This is a genomic window from Aestuariivita sp. (assembly GCF_049276915.1).
Lineage (GTDB): Bacteria > Pseudomonadota > Alphaproteobacteria > Rhodobacterales > Rhodobacteraceae > Aestuariivita.
Genome location: NZ_JBASXK010000123.1, coordinates 15,429 through 34,639 on the forward strand (window position 1 = coordinate 15,429; position 19,211 = coordinate 34,639).

The 19,211-nt window shown below is 63.2% G+C and carries 23 protein-coding genes and 1 other RNA gene; 15 read left to right on the forward strand and 9 right to left on the reverse strand.

Features of this window, described 5'->3' with window-relative positions; all coding sequences use genetic code 11:
* Positions 1-106 precede the first annotated feature (106 nt).
* The 7 genes from rpmG to gatC form a co-directional block, all read right to left on the reverse strand.
* Positions 107-274, reverse strand: a complete 168-nt coding sequence (gene rpmG / locus WAO69_RS13155; protein ID WP_274961353.1) for a 50S ribosomal protein L33 — start codon at positions 272-274, stop codon at positions 107-109.
* 110 nt (positions 275-384) lie between these two features.
* Positions 385-837 (reverse strand): PAS domain-containing protein, encoded by a 453-nt coding sequence (locus WAO69_RS13160; RefSeq protein WP_422179850.1) that lies wholly within the window; start codon positions 835-837, stop codon positions 385-387.
* Positions 838-934: 97 nt separating this feature from the next.
* An RNA gene (rnpB, locus tag WAO69_RS13165) (RNase P RNA component class A) lies at positions 935-1,337 on the reverse strand.
* A 12-nt stretch (positions 1,338-1,349) separates the two neighbouring features.
* A complete protein-coding gene (locus WAO69_RS13170) occupies positions 1,350-2,027 on the reverse strand; it encodes an N-acetylmuramoyl-L-alanine amidase (RefSeq protein ID WP_422179852.1) in 678 nt (225 codons plus the stop codon).
* Positions 2,028-2,038: 11 nt separating this feature from the next.
* Positions 2,039-2,803 carry a hypothetical protein gene (locus WAO69_RS13175; protein WP_422179854.1) on the reverse strand — a complete coding sequence of 255 codons (765 nt, stop codon included), beginning with the start codon at positions 2,801-2,803 and terminating at the stop codon, positions 2,039-2,041.
* A 44-nt stretch (positions 2,804-2,847) separates the two neighbouring features.
* Positions 2,848-4,335 carry an Asp-tRNA(Asn)/Glu-tRNA(Gln) amidotransferase subunit GatA gene (gene gatA / locus WAO69_RS13180; RefSeq protein WP_422179856.1) on the reverse strand — a complete coding sequence of 496 codons (1,488 nt, stop codon included), beginning with the start codon at positions 4,333-4,335 and terminating at the stop codon, positions 2,848-2,850.
* A gap of 3 nt (positions 4,336-4,338) precedes the next feature.
* A complete protein-coding gene (gene gatC, locus WAO69_RS13185) occupies positions 4,339-4,626 on the reverse strand; it encodes an Asp-tRNA(Asn)/Glu-tRNA(Gln) amidotransferase subunit GatC (protein WP_422179859.1) in 288 nt (95 codons plus the stop codon).
* 285 nt (positions 4,627-4,911) lie between these two features.
* Between gatC and WAO69_RS13190 the strand changes: the two genes are divergently transcribed.
* Complete coding sequence (locus WAO69_RS13190; RefSeq protein WP_422179861.1) at positions 4,912-5,487, forward strand: hypothetical protein; 576 nt, start codon at positions 4,912-4,914, stop codon at positions 5,485-5,487.
* A gap of 90 nt (positions 5,488-5,577) precedes the next feature.
* A complete protein-coding gene (locus WAO69_RS13195) occupies positions 5,578-5,700 on the forward strand; it encodes a hypothetical protein (protein WP_422179863.1) in 123 nt (40 codons plus the stop codon).
* On the opposite strand, the gene WAO69_RS13200 is transcribed toward WAO69_RS13195, so the two are convergent.
* Entirely contained in the window at positions 5,697-6,341 is a 645-nt protein-coding gene (locus WAO69_RS13200; RefSeq protein ID WP_422179865.1) for a ceramidase domain-containing protein, read from the reverse strand. The genes WAO69_RS13195 and WAO69_RS13200 overlap by 4 nt on opposite strands.
* 52 nt (positions 6,342-6,393) lie before the next feature.
* On the opposite strand from WAO69_RS13200, the gene WAO69_RS13205 reads away from it, so the two are divergent.
* From WAO69_RS13205 to WAO69_RS13215, 3 genes are read left to right on the forward strand one after another with little or no spacing between them, the layout of a single operon-like run.
* A complete protein-coding gene (locus tag WAO69_RS13205; RefSeq protein WP_422179867.1) occupies positions 6,394-7,086 on the forward strand; it encodes a metal-dependent hydrolase in 693 nt (230 codons plus the stop codon).
* 4 nt (positions 7,087-7,090) lie between these two features.
* Positions 7,091-8,053, forward strand: a complete 963-nt coding sequence (locus WAO69_RS13210; protein WP_422179869.1) for a nuclear transport factor 2 family protein — start codon at positions 7,091-7,093, stop codon at positions 8,051-8,053.
* Positions 8,050-9,006 carry a nuclear transport factor 2 family protein gene (locus tag WAO69_RS13215; protein WP_422179871.1) on the forward strand — a complete coding sequence of 319 codons (957 nt, stop codon included), beginning with the start codon at positions 8,050-8,052 and terminating at the stop codon, positions 9,004-9,006. The genes WAO69_RS13210 and WAO69_RS13215 overlap by 4 nt, the downstream gene beginning before the upstream one ends.
* A 75-nt stretch (positions 9,007-9,081) precedes the next feature.
* Here WAO69_RS13215 and WAO69_RS13220 read toward each other — a convergent pair whose 3' ends face one another.
* A complete protein-coding gene (locus tag WAO69_RS13220; RefSeq protein ID WP_422179873.1) occupies positions 9,082-9,534 on the reverse strand; it encodes a nucleoside deaminase in 453 nt (150 codons plus the stop codon).
* A 61-nt stretch (positions 9,535-9,595) separates the two neighbouring features.
* Here WAO69_RS13220 and WAO69_RS13225 point away from each other — a divergent pair, with 61 nt between their 5' ends.
* The 10 genes from WAO69_RS13225 (at position 9,596) to WAO69_RS13270 (ending at position 19,190) form a co-directional block, all read left to right on the forward strand.
* Positions 9,596-10,411, forward strand: a complete 816-nt coding sequence (locus WAO69_RS13225) for a pseudouridine synthase (protein WP_422179875.1) — start codon at positions 9,596-9,598, stop codon at positions 10,409-10,411.
* 204 nt (positions 10,412-10,615) lie between these two features.
* Positions 10,616-11,497 (forward strand): 5-bromo-4-chloroindolyl phosphate hydrolysis family protein, encoded by an 882-nt coding sequence (locus WAO69_RS13230; protein ID WP_422179877.1) that lies wholly within the window; start codon positions 10,616-10,618, stop codon positions 11,495-11,497.
* Between the two features lie 39 nt (positions 11,498-11,536).
* A complete protein-coding gene (locus WAO69_RS13235) occupies positions 11,537-12,727 on the forward strand; it encodes a toxic anion resistance protein (RefSeq protein WP_422179879.1) in 1,191 nt (396 codons plus the stop codon).
* On the forward strand, positions 12,687-13,685 hold the full coding sequence (locus WAO69_RS13240; protein ID WP_422179881.1) for a DUF2927 domain-containing protein: 999 nt from the start codon (positions 12,687-12,689) through the stop codon (positions 13,683-13,685). Before WAO69_RS13235 ends, WAO69_RS13240 begins: the two co-directional genes overlap by 41 nt.
* 26 nt (positions 13,686-13,711) lie before the next feature.
* On the forward strand, positions 13,712-14,830 hold the full coding sequence (locus WAO69_RS13245; protein ID WP_422179882.1) for an SPFH domain-containing protein: 1,119 nt from the start codon (positions 13,712-13,714) through the stop codon (positions 14,828-14,830).
* A gap of 49 nt (positions 14,831-14,879) precedes the next feature.
* Positions 14,880-15,992 (forward strand): primosomal protein N' (replication factor Y) - superfamily II helicase, encoded by a 1,113-nt coding sequence (locus WAO69_RS13250; RefSeq protein ID WP_422179884.1) that lies wholly within the window; start codon positions 14,880-14,882, stop codon positions 15,990-15,992.
* Positions 15,993-16,065: 73 nt separating this feature from the next.
* Positions 16,066-16,740, forward strand: a complete 675-nt coding sequence (locus tag WAO69_RS13255; RefSeq protein ID WP_422179886.1) for a nitroreductase — start codon at positions 16,066-16,068, stop codon at positions 16,738-16,740.
* A 25-nt stretch (positions 16,741-16,765) separates the two neighbouring features.
* On the forward strand, positions 16,766-17,680 hold the full coding sequence (locus WAO69_RS13260; RefSeq protein WP_422179888.1) for a PfkB family carbohydrate kinase: 915 nt from the start codon (positions 16,766-16,768) through the stop codon (positions 17,678-17,680).
* The gene (gene dtd / locus WAO69_RS13265) at positions 17,668-18,105 is read left to right on the forward strand and encodes a D-aminoacyl-tRNA deacylase (protein ID WP_422179890.1); all 438 of its coding nucleotides are present in this window, start codon (positions 17,668-17,670) and stop codon (positions 18,103-18,105) included. The genes WAO69_RS13260 and dtd overlap by 13 nt, the downstream gene beginning before the upstream one ends.
* Positions 18,102-19,190 carry a DUF4147 domain-containing protein gene (locus tag WAO69_RS13270; RefSeq protein WP_422179892.1) on the forward strand — a complete coding sequence of 363 codons (1,089 nt, stop codon included), beginning with the start codon at positions 18,102-18,104 and terminating at the stop codon, positions 19,188-19,190. Before dtd ends, WAO69_RS13270 begins: the two co-directional genes overlap by 4 nt.
* Positions 19,191-19,211: the final 21 nt, after the last annotated feature.

Below are 19,211 nucleotides of genomic sequence, written 5' to 3' on the forward strand. Positions count from 1 at the left end.
ACGCCCGCCCATGCGCTTGTCTGCGGCGCACAGAGCCGGGGCGTGATCGCAAAAGAAAAGGGCCACGCGCTGGCGTGGCCCCTGAAACACCAGTCTGAAATCAGACTTACTTGATTTTGCCTTCTTTGTATTCGACATGCTTGCGAACCACCGGGTCATATTTCCGGATCGACATTTTTTCGGTCATGGTGCGCGCGTTCTTCTTGGTCACATAGAAATGGCCAGTGCCAGCGGTCGAGTTCAGGCGGATCTTGATGGTGGTCGGCTTCGCCATGGTCTGTCTCCTGCATCCGAGAGGCGACGCCTGTCGGGGAATTCGTTATGAGCGCCCGCTTTTACCCGCCTTGGGCAGCGAGTCAAGCCGGTTTCGCCGCAAGCCTCACGTCAGTTGGGAAACGGGGCGTGATTCATGTTGGCCGTGATGTCGCGCGTCATGGCCACAATGGCCATGACCTCGCCGTTCTGATCGAAAACCGGCGTCAGGTTCACCGACCAGAGGCGGCCATCGCCATCCTCGGTTTCCCGGGGCAATTCGCAATAGATGTGACGTCCCTGCGACGTCAGTTCCAGCGCCTCTTCCAGCGCGGGTCTCGCGCGCGCGGGCCAGTAGGCGCTCCAGATCGAGTCGCGCACCTCGTGCAGCGCGCCCCCCATCAGCTCATCCAGACCGATCTGATTCACGAACACGATCCGCCCATCCATGGACAGGATCTTCACGCAATCGGATGTGGCCTGAATAAGAGACAACACAAAGGATGGCGCAATAAATCCCAGAATATCAAGGACTTCTTCGTCCCGTCCGGGCGGGACAGGTCTTTCGAGCAACTTAACCTTCACTTGGGCTTCCTCCGCGCGGCTAGCGCAAAGACGCATGATAGCGCCTGCGACAATGTATACCACAATACACCGTCCGCCTATAGTTTTGTTGGTCAGGCTGCGCGGAAGGCCTGTAAGCCGGATTCTGTCTCCACCAGATCGCTCTGGCGGTGGATGACCATTCATCTTGGCCTGGGGTTGCCCCCAGGCCTCTAGCTGCCGACCCGACCCCTCTTGGCTGAAGCGCGCCTAGCGGCGGTATCGGCTTGCGCCGACCTGCCCGCGCGGGGGTCCTATTTGGCATTGCTCCCGGTGGGGCTTGCCGTGCCACTCCTGTTGCCAGTCGCGCGGTGGGCTCTTACCCCACCGTTTCACCCTTACCCGGGCTTGCGCCAGGGCGGTTTGTTTTCTGTGGCGCTATCCGTCGGGTTGCCCCGCCCGGGAGTTACCCGGCACCGTTACTTCATGGAGTCCGGACTTTCCTCGAACCTTGACAGGCCCGCGGCCATCCAGCCTTCCGCGCAGACGCTCAGTTACGCATGCCCCGCCGTCCGGTCAAGGGGCTGTGCCTGCGCCAGTGCCTCAAGGATGGCGTGATCCTCTGGGCTGGCCGGCCCGCTGGCCTGCGGGCGGTGGCGCAGCCGGAAGGCCGCCAGCCGGTCCTCGCACGAAACCGGCGCGCTATAGCCTGCGGCCACAAGCGCTGCCTCCAGATCACCGCCCTGCCCGGCGCGGGCCTTGGGCGTGGGGGCGGCAAGCGACTGCAGGGCCAGCCGCGCCCAGTCAAAACGCGCCCCGGGATCCCCCTTGCGTCCCGGCGCAAGGTCGGAATGGGCGATCACGGCCTCGGGCGGCAGGGCCCAGCGCGACAGGATATCGGCCAGAAGCCGATCCAGAACCGCCATCTGGGCTTCGCTGAAGGGATGGGTGCCACGGTTATCCAACTCGATCCCGATCGAGCGCGAGTTGATATCACTCAGCCCCCGCCACTCCCCTGCCCCGGCATGCCAGGCGCGGTCTTCTTCGCGCACCATCTGCCAGAGCGTTCCGCTGTTCGAGATCAGGTAATGCGCCGACACCTCGGCCTCGGGGTCACACAGCCGGACCAGTGCGGCCTCGGCGGTGTCCATTGCCGTGTAATGCAGCACCACGAATTGCGGGCGCAGCCCATCCCGGCGCGGGCCGAAATTGGGGCTGGGGTGCCAGATCACGGGCGCAGGGCTCAGTTCTGGACAGCCGCGCGGAACGGGGTCGGATCCCAGGCGCAGGCATAGCCGTCACCATCCGGATCAAGCGCCTTGCGATCGCGGCGCGGCCCGCCATTGGCCAGAAAATCAATCTGCGCCTGATCCGACGAGGGATAGGTTGCACAGTTGCGCTGCGAGCGGGCAGCCAGGTTGATGCCGGTGCGCGAATAAAGCCGGGTACCGCGCGGATGGCGCGTTTCCAGCGCATATTGTACGATATTGGGCTGTTCATTGCCGGTGCGCGTGGGCACGGCGGTGGGGGCCACGACCAGGTATTGCGCGCGGTTCTGTTCGATGCGCGCCGCGTCGCTCTGGATGGATTCGCGCTCGGCCACGGCGGCAAAGTCGTTCTCATCCGAGATCCCGGGATTGCCGATGATCTGGGGCGCGGGATTGGAGGGGCTGGCCTGCAGCGGCGCGACGCCCGAATTGGCCTGCGTCTCGCTCAGCGAGGCCGCCGCTTGGATGATCGCGTCCCCCTCGCTCTGCGGTGCCGGGGCGGCCGTTGCGACGGTTGCGACCGGTGCCGCGGCGGGCAGCGCTGTGGGGGCGGCCAGCTGTTCATTCGAAATCGCCGTCGGTGGCGGCAGCGGCGAGACCGCGCGCTGCTGTGACAACGCGGCATCACGCGCGCGCTGCGCCTCAAGAGAGTTGTTGAACCCGACACCTGCCGCGCTGTCGGGGACTTGGGCACATGCACCAAGGATGATCAGCGCCAAGGCTGTAATTGCAAATCTCATCGCTCTGCTGTCCTGCCTTACGGTTTTTTTTGTTTGGGCCGCTTTTACCACCATTTCGCAGGTTTTGCCACAAATCCGGCGGCACGTTCCAGCGCATAGGCCGAATTGAGCAGATCGCCCTCTTCCCAGGGGCGTCCGATCAGTTGCAGACCCAGGGGCAAGCCTTGCGCATCCATGCCGGTGGGCACGGCAATGCCGGGCAATCCGGCAAGGTTCACCGTCACGGTGAACACATCGTTCAGATACATCTGTACCGGATCGGCATCGGTCATCTCACCCAGACCGAAAGCGGCAGAGGGTGTGGCCGGCGTCAGGATCGCGTCGATCCCTTGCGCGAAGACATCGTCAAAGTCTTTCTTGATCAGCGCGCGCACCTTGCGGGCACGGTTGTAATAGGCGTCATAGAACCCCGCTGACAGAACATAGGTTCCGATCATCACCCGGCGCTGCACTTCGGCCCCGAAGCCTTGGGCGCGGGTCTTTTCATACATCTCGGTGATGCCATCGCCCTGGCTCAGCGTCGCGCGGTGGCCATAACGCACCCCGTCATAGCGCGCCAGGTTCGACGAGGCCTCGGCAGGGGCGATCACATAATAGGCAGGCAGCGCATATTTCGTGTGCGGCAACGAGATATCGACGATCTTCGCGCCGGCATCTTCCATCATCTTGCGCCCTTCGGTCCAAAGCGCCTCGATCTCATCGGGCATGCCATCCATGCGGTACTCGCGCGGGATACCGATGGTCTTGCCGCGGATATCCCCGGTCAGGGCCGCTTCGAAATCCGGCACGGGCAGAGCGCTCGAGGTGCTGTCCTTGGGGTCATGGCTGCACATCGCCTCCAGCATGATCGCCGAGTCGCGCACGGTTTTGGTCATCGGCCCCGCCTGATCCAGCGATGAGGCAAAGGCAACGATGCCCCAGCGCGAACAGCGCCCATAGGTCGGCTTGATCCCGGTGATGCCGGTAAAGGCCGCAGGCTGGCGGATCGAACCGCCGGTATCGGTGCCGGTGGCCGCCAGGCACAGATCCGCCGACACGGCCGAGGCCGACCCTCCCGAAGACCCGCCGGGCGTCAGCGGCGTGTCGTCATTGTCGCGCCGCCAGGGGCTTATCGCATTGCCATAGACCGAGGTTTCATTGGACGAGCCCATGGCGAATTCATCCATGTTCAGCTTGCCCAGCATCACCGCGCCCGCATCCATCAGGTTCTGGCTGACGGTGGATTCATATTCGGGCCGGAAGCCTTCTAGAATGGCGCTTGCCGCCTGGCTGGGCACGCCCTTGGTGCAAAACAGATCCTTGATGCCAATCGGCAGACCACACATGGCCGGCGCATTGCCTGCCTTGATGCGCTCATCGGCGGCCCTGGCGCGTTCCATCGCGATCTCGGGCGTCTTGTGCACGAAGGCATTGAGCGCATCCGCGGCGTCGATCGCGCCCAGGCAGGCCTCGGTCAGCTCGACCGAGGTCGTCTCGCCCTTGCGCAGGGCATCGCGGGCCTCGGCCAGCGTGAGTTTGTTCAGATCAGACATGGCTCACTCCACCACTTTGGGCACGGCGAAAAACCCTTCGCGTGCATCCGGCGCATTGGACAGGATCTTGTCCTGCTGGTTGCCGTCCGTGACGATATCCTCGCGCCGCTTCAGGCGCATGGGCGTGACCGAGACCATGGGCTCGACCCCGTCGACATCGACCTCGCTCAGTTGCTCGATAAAGCCCAGAATGGTGTTGAATTCCTGCGCGAGCGCGGGAAGCTGGTCTTCCTCTACCCGGATGCGGGCGAGCTTGGCGACTTTCGCCGCGGTGCTGGTGTCGATGGACATGTGTCTGGCCTCTGATAACAAGGATCGCCCGCATGTAACGCGGGGGCGCGGCGATGCCAAGCCGTTGCCCGCGCTTGGACGCGTCCTTGCACGATTTTCGCGCGAAATTCCCAAACCCCCTGCCCGTTTCTGGGCGCGCGGACAGCGCAAACCCCGCCAATGCGCCCGAGTATGGAATACCCCACTCTCGCTCCGGCCACACACGCGGTAAGGTCCGCTATCAGCACAGCGGTGTCTCACGCCGTCAGCTTGCCCTGATCGCGCACCCTCAAAAGGAGGTCTTCCATGAAAGTGACTGTTTCCAAGGCGCGTCTGGGCCTGACGAGCGCCGCCCTCGCCGTGGCGCTCACCGCCTGCGTGCCGATCCCGGTGCCACAGCGCAACTATGTGCCCAACTCGGCCGATGTCACCGTATCCAAAGGCAGCAACGTCTGTTCGTTGTTTGGCACCTTTGCGCGGGGCGTTGTGAAGACAGGCAACGCGACAATCGACACTTACCTGCGCACCGAGAACGCCGACAGCGCACAGGCCTACGCGGTCTATCAAGTGGCCGTGATGGAAGAGGTCACCAATGGCCGCTTCTCGGATGTCTCGCTGGTGGCCTCCCGGATCACCCTGACCGAAAAGAACCGCACGCTGACCGCACGGTTGGAAGACAAAAGCGTCAAGCAGGACGGCAAATTCCGCTACACACGGTTCAGACTGCGCTTTCCGGCCCCCTCCGGCCTTGCCGAGACGCTGACCGTCAGCTCCCGCGCAGGTGCTATTCGCATCAGTGGCCAGTCGCTGCCCGCCTCTACGGTGCGCTATGATCTCAAAGAGACCCCCGAGGTGTATATCTTCCCCTGCATCCCCGCCTGACGCGGCCTAACGCACGCGCGGGCCGCCTTCTTGCAACAGACCGCGCAACGCCGCACAGTCTGGCCGACCCCCATCGGCAAGGCAGAGCACATGAAACTCACCCTCCACCATATCAATCTCGCCACCGAAAAGGTCGCGGAAATGGACGCGTTCAAGGCAGATCTGGCGGCAAGCGGCGTACCTTGTTCGGATTGGGGTCACATGGAGGGCTAGCCCCCTTGCCGCGCCCGGTGCCGCAAGAACACCTCGATCATCCAGCCCAGCATGATCGCGTTCAGAATATGCCAGCCGAAATGCGTTCCCATCGGGATCAGCGCGCACAAGGGCTCATCCAGCGTGCGCGCAGCCAGCGAGGCGATCAGGATCAGCGCCCCGATCACGAAGCCGCGCGCCAGGGCGGGCTCTCTCCTGCGCAGCAACACCGCATAGATCAGGATCAGCAGCGGCACAGGCGCATATCCGGCCGACGCGCCAATCGGCAAAAGCTGAAACACCGGCACGGTCAGTGCCGCATAGGGAAAGAACAAGGCCGTCAGCCCCAACGCGCCCCATGTGCCAAACCCCCAGACATCGCGGTTGATCGCAAAGATATAGACCAGGATGAACCCAAGGATCGGCACCACATCGGCGATTGCCGACCAGACCTGTGCATGGGTGTGAAACAGATAGCTCCCCAGCCCGATCATCCCCAGGATCACCGCAAGCAGCCGCGCCAGGGGCAGACCCGCCGAGCGATGCCACATGACCACGGCGGCCAGCAAGAACGCCGCATTGGTCACCGCATTCACCGGCTCGGCCCAATAGCCTGCGTCGATACGTTCGCAATAGGCATCAATCGCGCGTGTCAATTCCATGGATTTTTGCCATCCTCATGCTAGCGTGTCGCTCATAGATAGGGAGAGAACCATGAAAATCATCTGGCTGGGTCACGGCAGTTTCCGTTTTGAGATCGCAGGGCAAACGCTGCTTCTGGATCCCTGGCTGACGGGCAATCCGGTGCTGCCCGAAGATCAGCACGACGCCGCCATCGACGGGGCCACCCATATCCTGCTCACCCACACGCATTTCGACCATGTGGTCGATGTGGTTCCGCTTGCGCGCAAGCTCTCCATCCCGGCGGTGGGGCAGTACGACATCATGAGCCACTGGGCCGAAGCCGAAAGCATCGAGACCGTGGGGTTCAACAAGGGCGGCACGGTTGATCTGGGCGGCGTGAAGGTGGCGATGGTGCCGGCCTCGCATTCCTCGACATTCGCCACCCGGGACGGGCTGCGCACGGGCGGCTCGGAAGTCGGCTTCATGATCATGGGCGAAGGCCACACGATCTATGCCAGCGGAGACACCGCGATCATGGCCGACATGTCCTGGATGGGCGATTACTTCAAACCCGATATCGGCATCCTGTCGGCGGGCGGGCATTTCACCATGGACATGGCGCAGGCCGCCTATGCCGCGAAAACCTATTTCGATTTCAAGACGGTGATCCCCTGCCATTACGGCACCTTCCCGATCCTTGAACAGAGCGCGGATGCGTTGCGCGCGGGCCTGCCCGGCGTGAGCGTGATCGAACCGCAGGTGATGCACGCAATCGAGGTCTGAGCACATGCCAGCCCTGTCCCCCTCGCCCGAGCTGGAAGCCATCGCCCGGCGCTGGCTGCACGCCTATTCGGTGGGCGACAAGGACACCGTCATCAATCTGCTGTCGGATGATCCGCTGCTCAGCTATGTCGGCTCGGCCCCCGACGAGGTGCTGCGCGACAAGGTCATGCGGCGCGGGTTTGCCAGCATGATGGACACGACGCCGAAATTCGAATGGGTCGTGGTCGAATGCCACAGTGTCGCCAGCGAAAGCATCGGCTGGGTCGAACTGCACCTGGATACCTCGGTCGCGGCCACCGGAATGAGCGTCCGACACCGCGCCGTCATGATCTTTCATCTGGAAAAGGGCGTCTGGAAGATCGTGCATGGCCACACCTCCACCCCGGTCCCGAACATTCAGGCGCTGGGCTATGAGATCGACCGGTTCGATGATCTGATCGAGGCCACGCAGGCCACCGACTTCGCCCAGACCGGCATCGCCACGATCATGTTCACCGATATCGCCGACAGCACCACCATCGCCGAAACCATCGGCGATGCGCGCTGGTCGCGCGCGGTCAACGCACATGTGCGCGCCGTGCAGGGCATCATCGAAGACCATGGCGGCACGCTGGTCAAATCCCTGGGCGACGGGACGATGTCCTCCTTTCCCTCGGCACGCGCGGCGCTGTCCTGCGCCATCGCCCTGCAACGGGCGATGGGTGATGACATCTCGGAACCCCACCTGATGATCCGCATCGGCCTGCATACCGGCGATCTGATCGAACAGGACGGCGATATGTTCGGCACCGTGGTCAACAAGGCCGCCCGCATCGCCGCCATCGCCAATCCCGGTGACATCCGCCTCAGCGATGCCACCCGCATCATGGTGGGCAGCGGGGAATTCATCTTTGCCGATCCCATCGCCACCCCCATCAAGGGCCTTGAGGGCGAACATACCCTTCACCGGCTGGACTGGCGCGCGTGATCCGCCCCTCGCCCGAGATCGAAGCCATCATGCGCCGCTGGACGGAACAGATCCGCCGGCACAATGTCGACGATCTGCCCCATTACCTGTCGTCCTCGGACGCGCTTGTCTACGTCGGCACCAGCGACGGCGAACTCTGGCGCGGAAAGCTGGTGCGCGACGGCATTTCGGCGCATATGGCCGAAGTGCCCGATTTCACCGAAGACGAGATCGAGATCGAAGCCTTCGAAAACGGCGAAACCGGCTGGGCCACCTATCGCAGCCGCTTTTCGTTTCCCGCCACCGGCGCGCAAGGCATTCACCGGGTCACGGCCGTCTTCGTGCTGGAGAAGGGCAGTTGGAAGATGATCCAGCATCACATCAGCCAGCCCGATTCCAACATTGAGAAGATGGGGGTCGAACACAGCGCCATTCAGGCGCTGGTCGAGGCCGCGCAACAGGGATTCTCGCTGGGCCAGCGCGAGGGGCTGGCCTCGGTCATGTTCACCGATATCGTGGAGTCCTCGACCCTGGCCTCGGCCATGGGCGACCGCGCATGGTCCTCCCTGATCAGCCGCCATTTCGCCACCCTGCGCCAGATCATCGAAACCCATGACGGCCAGTTCGTCAAATCTCTGGGCGACGGCACGATGTCGTGCTTTTCATCCGCCCGCCAGGCGCTGAGTGCGGCCCGCGCGATCCAGACCATGCTGGCCCAAGAGCCCACCGAACCGCATCTGAGCACCCGCATCGGCCTGCATACCGGCGATGTGGTGCAATCGGATGACGATTTCTTCGGCACCGTGGTCAACAAGGCCGCCCGCATCACCGCCCTGGCAGGTCCGGGCGAAATCGCCGTGTCCGACGTCACCCGCGCGATGATCGGCGTGCTGCCCGATTTCACCTTCTCGGACGCTGCGCCGGCGACGCTGAAGGGTCTTGAGGGCACACATCTGATCCATCGGCTGGACTAGCGCAGCTGATCGGATGCGCGGCGCGCGTATGTACAGGATGTGTACAGGGTGTGTACGCAGATCATACAGCCGTTTTCAGCGCCTGAGCCCTGCAAAGAACGCCTTGAGCAAGACGTCCGACTCCTCTGCCCCGATCCCGTCATAGACCTCGGGCACATGATGCGCCTGCGGATGCGAGAACACCCGCGCGCCATGTGCCACCCCGCCGGATTTCGGATCCGACGCCCCGTAATAGACCCGCCCGATCCGCGCCGCCGCGATGGCTGCGGCACACATCGCGCAGGGCTCCAGCGTGACATAGAGATCATGGCCCACCAGCCGTTCGGAACCGGCCCGCGCGCAGCCCTCGCGGATCACCAGCACCTCGGCATGGGCGGTCGGATCGCATAATTCGCGCGTGCGATTGCCCGCCGCCGCGACAATCTCGCCCGAGGGCGAGACCAGCACGGCCCCCACGGGAACCTCGCCGCGATCCGCGGCGGCCCGCGCTTGCTCAAGTGCCTGATTCATATGGGATTTGAAGACCATGCCCCATCCTGCCCGCCAATCGGCGCTTTCGCAAGCCGCGCACATGCGCTAAGCGATCTTCATGACTGATCCCACTCCTCCCGGCGACCGCATCGCCAAGGTTCTGGCCCGTGCGGGCCTTGCATCGCGCCGCGAGGCCGAGCGGATGATCGCTGCCGGTCGCGTCAGCGTGAATGGCAAGGTCATCGACAGCCCCGCGTTGAACGTGACCGAGGCAGATCGCATCTCGGTGGATGGCAAGGCCATTGCCGAGGCCGAACCTGCCCGGCTCTGGCTTTATCACAAGCCCCAGGGCCTTGTGACCAGCGCGCGTGACGACAAGGGGCGCGCCACGGTCTTTGACAGCCTGCCCGAAGACATGCCGCGGGTGATGAGCGTCGGCCGGCTTGACCTGAACTCGGAAGGCCTTTTGCTTCTCACCAATGACGGTGCCATCAAGCGCAAACTGGAACTCCCCTCGACCGGCTGGCTGCGGCGGTATCGCGTGCGCATCAATGGCCGCCCAAGCGAGGCGGATTTCGCGCCCCTGCGCAAAGGACTGACCGTGGGAGAAGACAGGTTCCAGCCCATGCAGGTGACGCTGGATCGCCAGCAGGGCGCAAACGCCTGGCTCACGATCGGCTTGCGCGAGGGCAAAAATCGCGAGATCCGCCGTGCGATCGAAGATATCGGCTTTACCGTGAACCGGCTGATCCGCATCAGCTATGGCCCGTTTCAGCTGGGCAATCTCAAACCCGGCGAAGTCGAGGAACTGCGCCGCCGTGTCGTGAGAGAGCAACTTGGGCTGGACGCGGATGAGCCCGCCCCCACCGGAACAGCCAAGCCAAAGCGCAAGCCTGCGGGCAAACCGATACGCAAAACCCGCGCTAAATCCTGATCCAGCAGGCGAAAATTCGCATAACTGACGCAGTCTTGCGCCGCTTCCCCCTAGAAAGCGTGCCCACCATGGCTTAGGTTTTGTTCAACTTTGACAGCCGGGGAACCATAATGTCCGCACGCGGGCTCCAAAAGATAGCGTATGTTGCGCTTTTGATCATCATGTTCGGCACCTCCACCGGCTGGCTCGGAGGGCTTTGACGAGATGTCAAAACGCTTTGGTGGCAAGTTCAGTCCCACCCCGGGTGAGCAACAGGACAGCACGCCGCGCGGCAGCTTTCAGAACGCACGGGTCGATCCCGCAGGGGCGCGCTCAAACCTGCTGTTTTTGCCGCCTGTTCTGCTGGGTGCCTTCTCGATCAATGATGGCGCGATCGGCCTGGCCATCGGTCTGGTCGGGGCTGCGATCCTGCTGCTGGCCGCATGGCTTTTGCGTGACGGCTTGCGCGCTCAGGCCGCTTATGACGCGCGCAAAGTGGCGCGTCGCCCTGCCCTGCCACGCAAGATACTTGCCTCGATCCTGACCGGTATCGGTGTGGGGCTTGCCGCCTATAAATCCGACCCCGGACTGCTTGCACCGGTCATCTTCGGCTTGGCCGCAACCGGGCTGCACAGTGCCTCCTTTGGGCTGGACCCGCTGAGCGACAAGGGCATCGAGGGCATCGACAGCTTTCAGCAAGACCGCGTGGCCCGCGTCGTGGATGAGGCCGAACGGCATCTGCGCGCCATGACGGATGCCATCAAACGCGCGGGCGATCGTCAGATGGAGGCGCGGGTGGAACGCTTTCAGGACACCGCCCGCGAGATGTTCCGCACCGTCGAAGAAGACCCCCGCGATCTGTCCGGCGCGCGCCGCTATCTTGGCGTCTACCTGCTGGGCGCCAAGGACGCGACGGCCAAATTCGCCGATATCTATGCACGCACACGCGACGCAAAAGCCCGCGCCGATTACGCCGCGCTGCTGGATGATCTGGAGCGCGGCTTTTCTGCGCGCACCCGCAAGATGCTACTGGAAGACCGCAGCGATCTGACCGTCGAGATCGACGTGCTGCGCGAACGCCTTGAACGTGAGGGGGTTCATCTGTGAACCGCTACGCCCTGCCGAATTTAAACAGTGAGGTCCAAAATGTCTGAGAATGTGCGTGTGAAAGCCCAGGAAGCCCTGGCAGAAGTCGAAGCTGTGACGGCCGTGCTCCTGCCCGAACCCAGCACCGACATCGTGCCCTATGCCGAGGCCGACGCGCCGGTCAGCGCTGAAATCCAGAAGCGCATGAACGAGGTCGACATGAGCAACACGAATTCGATCGTGTCCTTTGGCTCAAAAGCGCAGGCCGAATTGCAACAGATCAGTCAGGCGATGCTGGCGGATGTGCGCAACAAGGACGTTGGACCTGCCGGGGATTCCCTGCGCAACATCGTCTCGACCATCCGGGGGTTCTCGGTATCGGAACTGGACGTGCGGCGCGAACGCACATGGTGGGAAAAGCTGCTGGGCAAAGCCGCCCCCTTTGCCGATTTCACAGCCAAGTTCGAACGGGTTCAGGGCCAGATCGACCGCATCACCGACGATCTGCTGGCCCATGAGCACACGCTTCTCAAAGACATCAAGTCGTTGGATATGCTGTATGAAAAGACGCTGGCCTTTTATGATGAGCTGGCCCTTTACATCGCGGCCGGCGAAGAAAAGCTGCGGGTTCTGGATACGGAAACGATCCCGGCCAAAGCCGCCGAGGTCGATGCCGCGGATGAGAACGCACAAGTCATGGTCGCGCAGGAGCTGCGCGATCTGCGCGCCGCGCGCGACGATCTGGAGCGCCGGGTGCATGATCTCAAACTGACTCGCCAGGTCACGATGCAGTCGCTTCCGTCGATCCGTCTGGTTCAGGAAAACGACAAGAGCCTGGTCACCAAGATCAACTCGACGCTGGTCAACACGGTCCCGCTCTGGGAGACCCAGCTGGCACAGGCCGTCACGATCCAGCGCAGCGCCGAAGCCGCCGCCGCCGTGCGTGACGCCAATGATCTGACCAATGAGCTTTTGACCTCGAACGCCAAGAACCTGCGCGAGAGCAACAAGCTGATCCGCGAAGAAATGGAGCGTGGCGTGTTCGATATCGAAGCGGTCAAACAGGCCAATGCCGATCTGATCGGCACGATCGAGGAAAGCCTTCAGATCGCCGACGAGGGCAAGGCCCGCCGCGCCGCCGCCGAAGAAGACCTCAAGAAAATGGAAGCCGATCTGCGCGATACATTGGCCTCGGCCAAGGCGCGCGGCGATGGCAAGGGCGATGTTGCCGGCACGGCTGTGCCGGGCTGATCCGCGCATGGTGCGTCGCCATATCAAACGGCTTGCCGGTCTCGGTCTTGCGCTGGCGCTGGCAGGCTGCGATATGCCCGCACCAACCCCGGTCGCGGCCCCCGCGGTCGTTCCCGAGATCGCCCCGCCCCCCGGTTCGGGCACCCGGTCTTTGCGCAGTGAACAGCTGACGCGCTATTATGCGCAGCTTCAGGCGGATCTGCTGACCCAGGGCCTTTTGCGCACCGATGGCGGCGGGCCCGACACTCCGTATTCCGCCGATACGCTGATGCGCAATTTCGAACGGATCGCGTTTTTTGACGAATATGCCGAAGGGGCCGGGATTTCGGCCTCCGCCGGGCTGGCCGCGGGCAAGCTGCGCCGCTGGGACGCGCCGGTGCGCATGGATGTCAGTTTCGGGGCCAGCGTTCCGGTCAGCCGGCGCAACGAGGATCTGGCATCGGTGCGCAATTACATCGGCAGGCTGTCGCGGGTGACGGGCCATTCGATTACCTATTCCAGCAGCGGCAATTTCCATGTGCTTTTCATGAGCGAGGATGACAAGGACGAAGCCGCACGCGTCTTGCGGCAGAAAGTGCCCAATATCTCTGAGCGCACTCTGGAGATCATCACCAACCTGCCGCGCTCGATCCATTGTCTGGTCGTGGCGTTTTCCGGGAATGAAAACCCGCAGAGCTATACGCGCGCGGTGGCCCTGATCCGGGCCGAACACCCGGATCTGATCCGGCTCAGCTGTGTCCATGAAGAGCTGGCACAGGGCTTGGGTCTGGCCAATGACAGCCCCGAAGCTCGCCCGTCGATCTTTAACGATGACGACGAATTCGCCCTGCTGACCAGCCATGACGAACAGCTTCTGGGCATACTCTATGATCCGCGCCTCAGCCCCGGTATGGATGCCGAAGAGGCGCGCCCCATTGTGCGCATCATCGCCCGTGAACGGCTGGGCGAGCCCCTATGACATTTTCATCCTGAAGGAGACCACCCATGGGCATTTTCGACTTTCTCTCAGGCGAGTTCATCGACGTCATCCACTGGGTCGATGACACCCGCGACACCATGGTCTGGCGCTTTGAGCGGGAAGGCCACGCGATCAAATACGGAGCCAAGCTGACCGTCCGGGAAGGGCAAGCGGCGGTTTTTGTGCATGAGGGCCAGCTGGCGGATGTGTTCACACCCGGTCTTTACATGCTTGAGACAAACAACATGCCGATCATGACGACGCTTCAGCATTGGGATCACGGCTTCAAGAGCCCGTTCAAATCCGAGATCTATTTCGTCAACACGACACGGTTCAACAACCTCAAATGGGGCACCAAGAACCCGGTGATCTGTCGCGATCCCGAATTTGGCCCCGTCCGCCTGCGAGCTTTCGGCACCTATAGCGTGCGCGTTGCCGATCCGGCGAAGTTCCTGATCGAGATCGTCGGAACCGATGGTGAATTCACCATGGACGAGATCAGCTTTCAGCTCCGCAACATCATCGTTCAGGAATTCTCGCGCACCATTGCGCGGGCCGGCATTCCGGTGATGGACATGGCTGCCAACACCCGAGAGCTAGGCCAGTTGGTTGCGCGCGATATCGCCCCGACCATCGCGCAATACGGTCTCGAGATCCCCGAGCTTTATGTCGAAAACATCTCGCTGCCGCCTGCGGTCGAAGAGGTGATGGACAAGCGCACATCCATGGGTGTGATCGGCAATCTCAGTGAATACATGCAGTTTCAGGCCGCCGAGGCGCTGGCGCGCGACGGTGCAGGGGCAGCGGCCATTCAGGCGGGTCTGGGCGCGGGACTGGGTATGCAGATCGGCCATCAGGCCGCGCAGGCCGGTCCCTGGGGTGCACGCCCGGTCGAGGCGGCACCGCAACCGGCGGCGATCATGCCCCCACCCCCGCCCGTGGAACACGTGTGGCACATCGCCGAGAATGGCGAGACCCGTGGGCCGTTCTCCAAGGCCTCGATGGGGCGCATGGCCAGCGATGGCGCGCTGACCCGGGAAAGCTTTGTGTGGACCGCCGGCCAGGATGGCTGGAAGCGCGCGGAAGATGTGGCTGAACTGGCGCAGCTGTTCACCGTGCTGCCGCCTCCGCCACCGGGCGCATGAGACCTGGCAGCCCAAGGCCAATGACACAAGACGTGAAGCATATCTTGCCATGAGCGGCACGCTGGCCCAACCTGCTGCGCCATCCAAGGAGCACCGCTTTCCCTGCGAGCAATGCGGGGCGGACTATCGGTTCGATCCGGCCGCTGGAGAGCTGCGCTGTGATCATTGTGGCCATGCCCAGTCGATCCAGTCGGGGCCATGGCGCGGTGCGACGCTGCGCGAGATGTCCTTTGACGCGGCCATCGCGCAGAACCTGCCAGAGGTCGAGATCGAAGAGACCCGTGTGCTGTCCTGCCCCAACTGCGCCGCCCAGGTCGAGTTCGACCCCTCGATCCATGCCAAGGAATGCCCGTTCTGCGCGACACCGGTGGTGACCGATACCGGCACCCATCGCCACATCAAGCCGCGCGGGATATTGCCCTTTGCGCTTAGTGAGAAACAGGCGCGTGATGCGATGACGGACTGGCTGGGCCGCTTGTGGTTTGCCCCCAACGGCTTGCAGGAATACGCCCGCAAGGGGCGCAAGATGCAGGGTATCTATGTGCCCTACTGGACCTTTGACGCGGATACCACGACAGACTATCGCGGAGAGCGTGGCACCGTCTATTACGAGACCCACACCGTGATGCGCGATGGAAAACGCGTGCAAACTCAGGTGGCGCGCGTGCGCTGGAACCCGGCGTCGGGGCGGGTTGCGCGGTTCTTTGATGACGTTCTGGTGCTGGCCTCCAAAAGCCTTCCCAAATCCTACACTGATGCCCTTGAGCCGTGGGATCTGCCCGAGCTGCAACCCTATCGGCCCGAGTTTCTGGCCGGGTTTCGCGCCGAAGGCTATGCGATCACCCTGCCCGAAGGCTATCAGGCCGCGCGCGGGATCATGGCCCGGGTGATCGAGCGGGATGTGCGCTTTGCTATCGGCGGGGATCAGCAGCGCATTCATGCCGTCGACACGGACATCCGTGATGTGCATTTCAAACATGTGCTGTTGCCGGTCTGGCTTGCCGCTTACAAGTTCCGTGGCAAGACATATCGCTTTGTCGTCAACGGTCGCACCGGCCGTGTGCAGGGAGAGCGGCCCTTTTCGGTCATCAAGATATCGATTGCCGTCGTGCTGGGTCTCGTGGTCGCGGCTGGGCTGGGCTATCTCTTTGCCGATGCCTGATGGCGCGTCCTGCTCTTGCAGTCCTTGAGCCCGAGCGCCATTCTTTCCCGCACCCAACAAAGGGACACCGCTGATGAGCACAGAATATGACACACTGGATGCGGTCTTTGCCGCGCGGTTTTCCTGCCGGGCCTTTCGCCCCGACCCGGTTGCGCAGGACGACATCGAACGGATCATAGCCCTTGCGCGCCGCGTGCCCAGCTGGTGCAATGCGCAGCCCTGGCAGGTGGTGATCACACGCGGTGACGAGACCGACCGCTTTCGCCGGGCGCTGCAACTTGAAGTCGAAAGCGCAAGCCACACCCCGGACATTCCCTTTCCCGACAGCTATTCCGGCGTCTATCAGGCGCGGCGGCGCACCTGCGGCTTCCAGCTTTATGAATCCCTCGGCATCGATCGGGCCGACCGTGGCGGGCGCAATGCACAGATGATGCGGAACTTTGCGCTTTTTGATGCACCGCATGTGGCGATCATCACCTCGCCTGCCGAACTGGGGCCCTATGGTGCGATGGATTGCGGCGGCTTTGTCACTGCCTTTACGGTGGCGGCGCAATCCCTGGGCATCGCGACCATCCCGCAAGCGGCCATTGCCTCATATGCGCCTTTCGTGCATCGCCATTTCGACATTGCAGAGGATCGGCTGGTGCTTTGTGCGATCTCTTTCGGCTATGGCGACATGAGCGATCCGGCCAACGGGTTTCGCACCGAACGCGCCGAGATCGACGAGATCGTCGACTGGCGAGGATGAACCGGCGCAATCTGCACTATGCCCGATGGCGCGGACGGGCGATCCGGTGACGGATCGCTCACCGGATATCCTCTGCGCAGGAGAAGCGGTCATCGACATGATCCCCGACGGTGATGTCTTTCGCCCGGTTCCCGGAGGAGCCGCCCTGAATTCAGCGCGCGCTGCCGCGCGTCTGGGGGCCTCCGTCGGATTTCTGGGGGCCTTGTCGCGCGATGCCCTTGGGCGCGGGCTGGCCGAGGCGGCCCGAGCAGAGGGCGTGGACTTACGCTTTTGCCTGCGCTCGGATGCGCCTACGCCAATCTCGATCGCCGAACTGCAGGATGGCAATGCGCGATACGCCATCCATCACGCAGGCACAGCGGGCGAGGCCATCACGTCATCAACCATACCCCGACCCGATGCGGCACGCGTGCTTCTGTTGGGCGGATTCAGCCTGATCCAGCCCCTGGCAGGCGATGCATTCGAATCCCTCGCAAGCCAGCGGCCCCCTGCTTGCCTGCTCTATCTCGATCTCAACATCAGGCCTGGCATGATCACAGATGCTGCCGGCTATCGCGCCCGTTTGCATCGCTTGATCGCATGCAGTGATATCATCAAGGCTTCCGAGGAAGACCTGGACTGGCTGGGCGATGACCCTTTGGCGGCAGCGCCCCGGGCGCTGTTTTTGCACACGCTTGGGGCGGGTGGAGCCAGCGCGCAAAAGGGCAATGTGAAAGTTCATGTCGCGGCCCCCCAGGGGGCGGTGATCGACACCGTCGGCGCGGGGGATGTGTTCAACGCCGCATGGCTTGCCTTTGGTCTGCAAAGCGGCGAATTTGCGCCGCAAAGCGAAACCGAGCTGCGCAACGCCCTCACCTTCGCCGTCACCGCCGCCAGCCTCAGCACGAGGCAGCGCGGCGCGATCGGCCCAACCCTGCAGGAGATACCATGCGCGCCCTGATTCAACGCGTTACACAAGCCAGCGTCGCCGTGGACGCGGCGATCATCGGCGAAATCGGGAGCGGTCTTTTGATCCTTGTCTGTGCGATGCAGGGCGATAGCGAAGCCCAGGCAGATCAACTGGCGGCCAAGATCGCCAAGCTGCGCATTTTCCGCGATGAGGCGGGCAAGATGAACCGGTCCCTTTTGGATGCAGGCGGCAGCGCCCTGGTCGTCAGCCAGTTCACGCTTGCAGCGGATACATCGCGCGGCAACAGGCCGGGCTTTTCGCAGGCCGCGCCGCCCGCAGAGGGCGAAGCACTTTACACCTATTTTGCTGGGGCCATGGCCGCCCTGGGCATCCCGGTTCAGACCGGCCAATTCGGGGCGGATATGGCGGTCTCGCTGATCAATGATGGCCCGGTGACCATCTGGATCGAAACATGAGCGCGCGCGACACCGCCCTGCGTCTGTGGCATGCAGGCGTCCAGGCGGTTGATGGGTATACTGCCACCGCGCGCGCGCTTGAGGGTCCGCCCCCGGATCAGATCATCGCCGTTGGCAAAGCCGCCGCCTCGATGGCGCGGGCCGCGCTTGATCATTTTGGCGACCTGCCCTGTCTGGTTGTGACCAAGGATGGCCATGGGGGCGATCTGCCAAGCTCTGTGCAGCTGATCGAGGCGTCACATCCGGTGCCGGATGCGCGCAGCCTGGCGGCTGGAGCTGCGCTGCGCAGCACCGTGGCCGGGCTGGGCGCGGCAAGCCGCCTGTTGTTGCTGGTTTCCGGCGGGGCCTCGGCATTGGCCGAAGATCCGGTCGACGGCGAAACTTTGGAAAGCCTCATGGCGCTCAACACCGCGCTTCTGGCGAGCGGGCTGGACATCAACGCGATGAATGCCGAGCGGCGCACGAGGTCGCGCATCAAGGGCGGTGGATTACTGTCGGGCTTTGGCGGCAGCTTTGTGCAGGTCTTGGCGATTTCGGACGTGCCGCGCGATGATATCGGCGTCATCGGTTCCGGGATCGGAGCCGAGCCCGCTGCGCATGGCTTTGAGTATGACTGCAGGATTGTTGCCTCCAACCGCATCGCGCGCGCGGCGGCGGCGGCACTGGCCGAGGGGCTGATCGCCAATGAAGAGTGTCTTTATGATGACGTGAGCGCCTTGGCACCAGGCATCGGAGCGCGTCTGCGCGCCATGCCGAAGGGCGTTCTGATCCTGGGAGGAGAGCCGACGGTCATCCTGCCGGACAACCCCGGAAACGGCGGGCGCAATCAGGCCCTGGCGCTGGAACTGGCGCGTGAGATTGCCGGGATCGACAATCTGGTGGTGGTCGTCGGGGGCACGGATGGAAGTGACGGGCCCACGGACGCCGCCGGCGGGATCGTGGATGGAACCGTCTGGGGCGATGGCGCGGATGAGGCGTTGCGCCGCGCCGATAGCGGAGGCTTTCTGGAAAGCCGCAACGCGCGGCTGATCACCGGCCCGACGGGTACGAATGTCATGGATGTGCTTGTGGCCGTCAAATGCTGACCCAAAGCTGCGCGGTGTTTG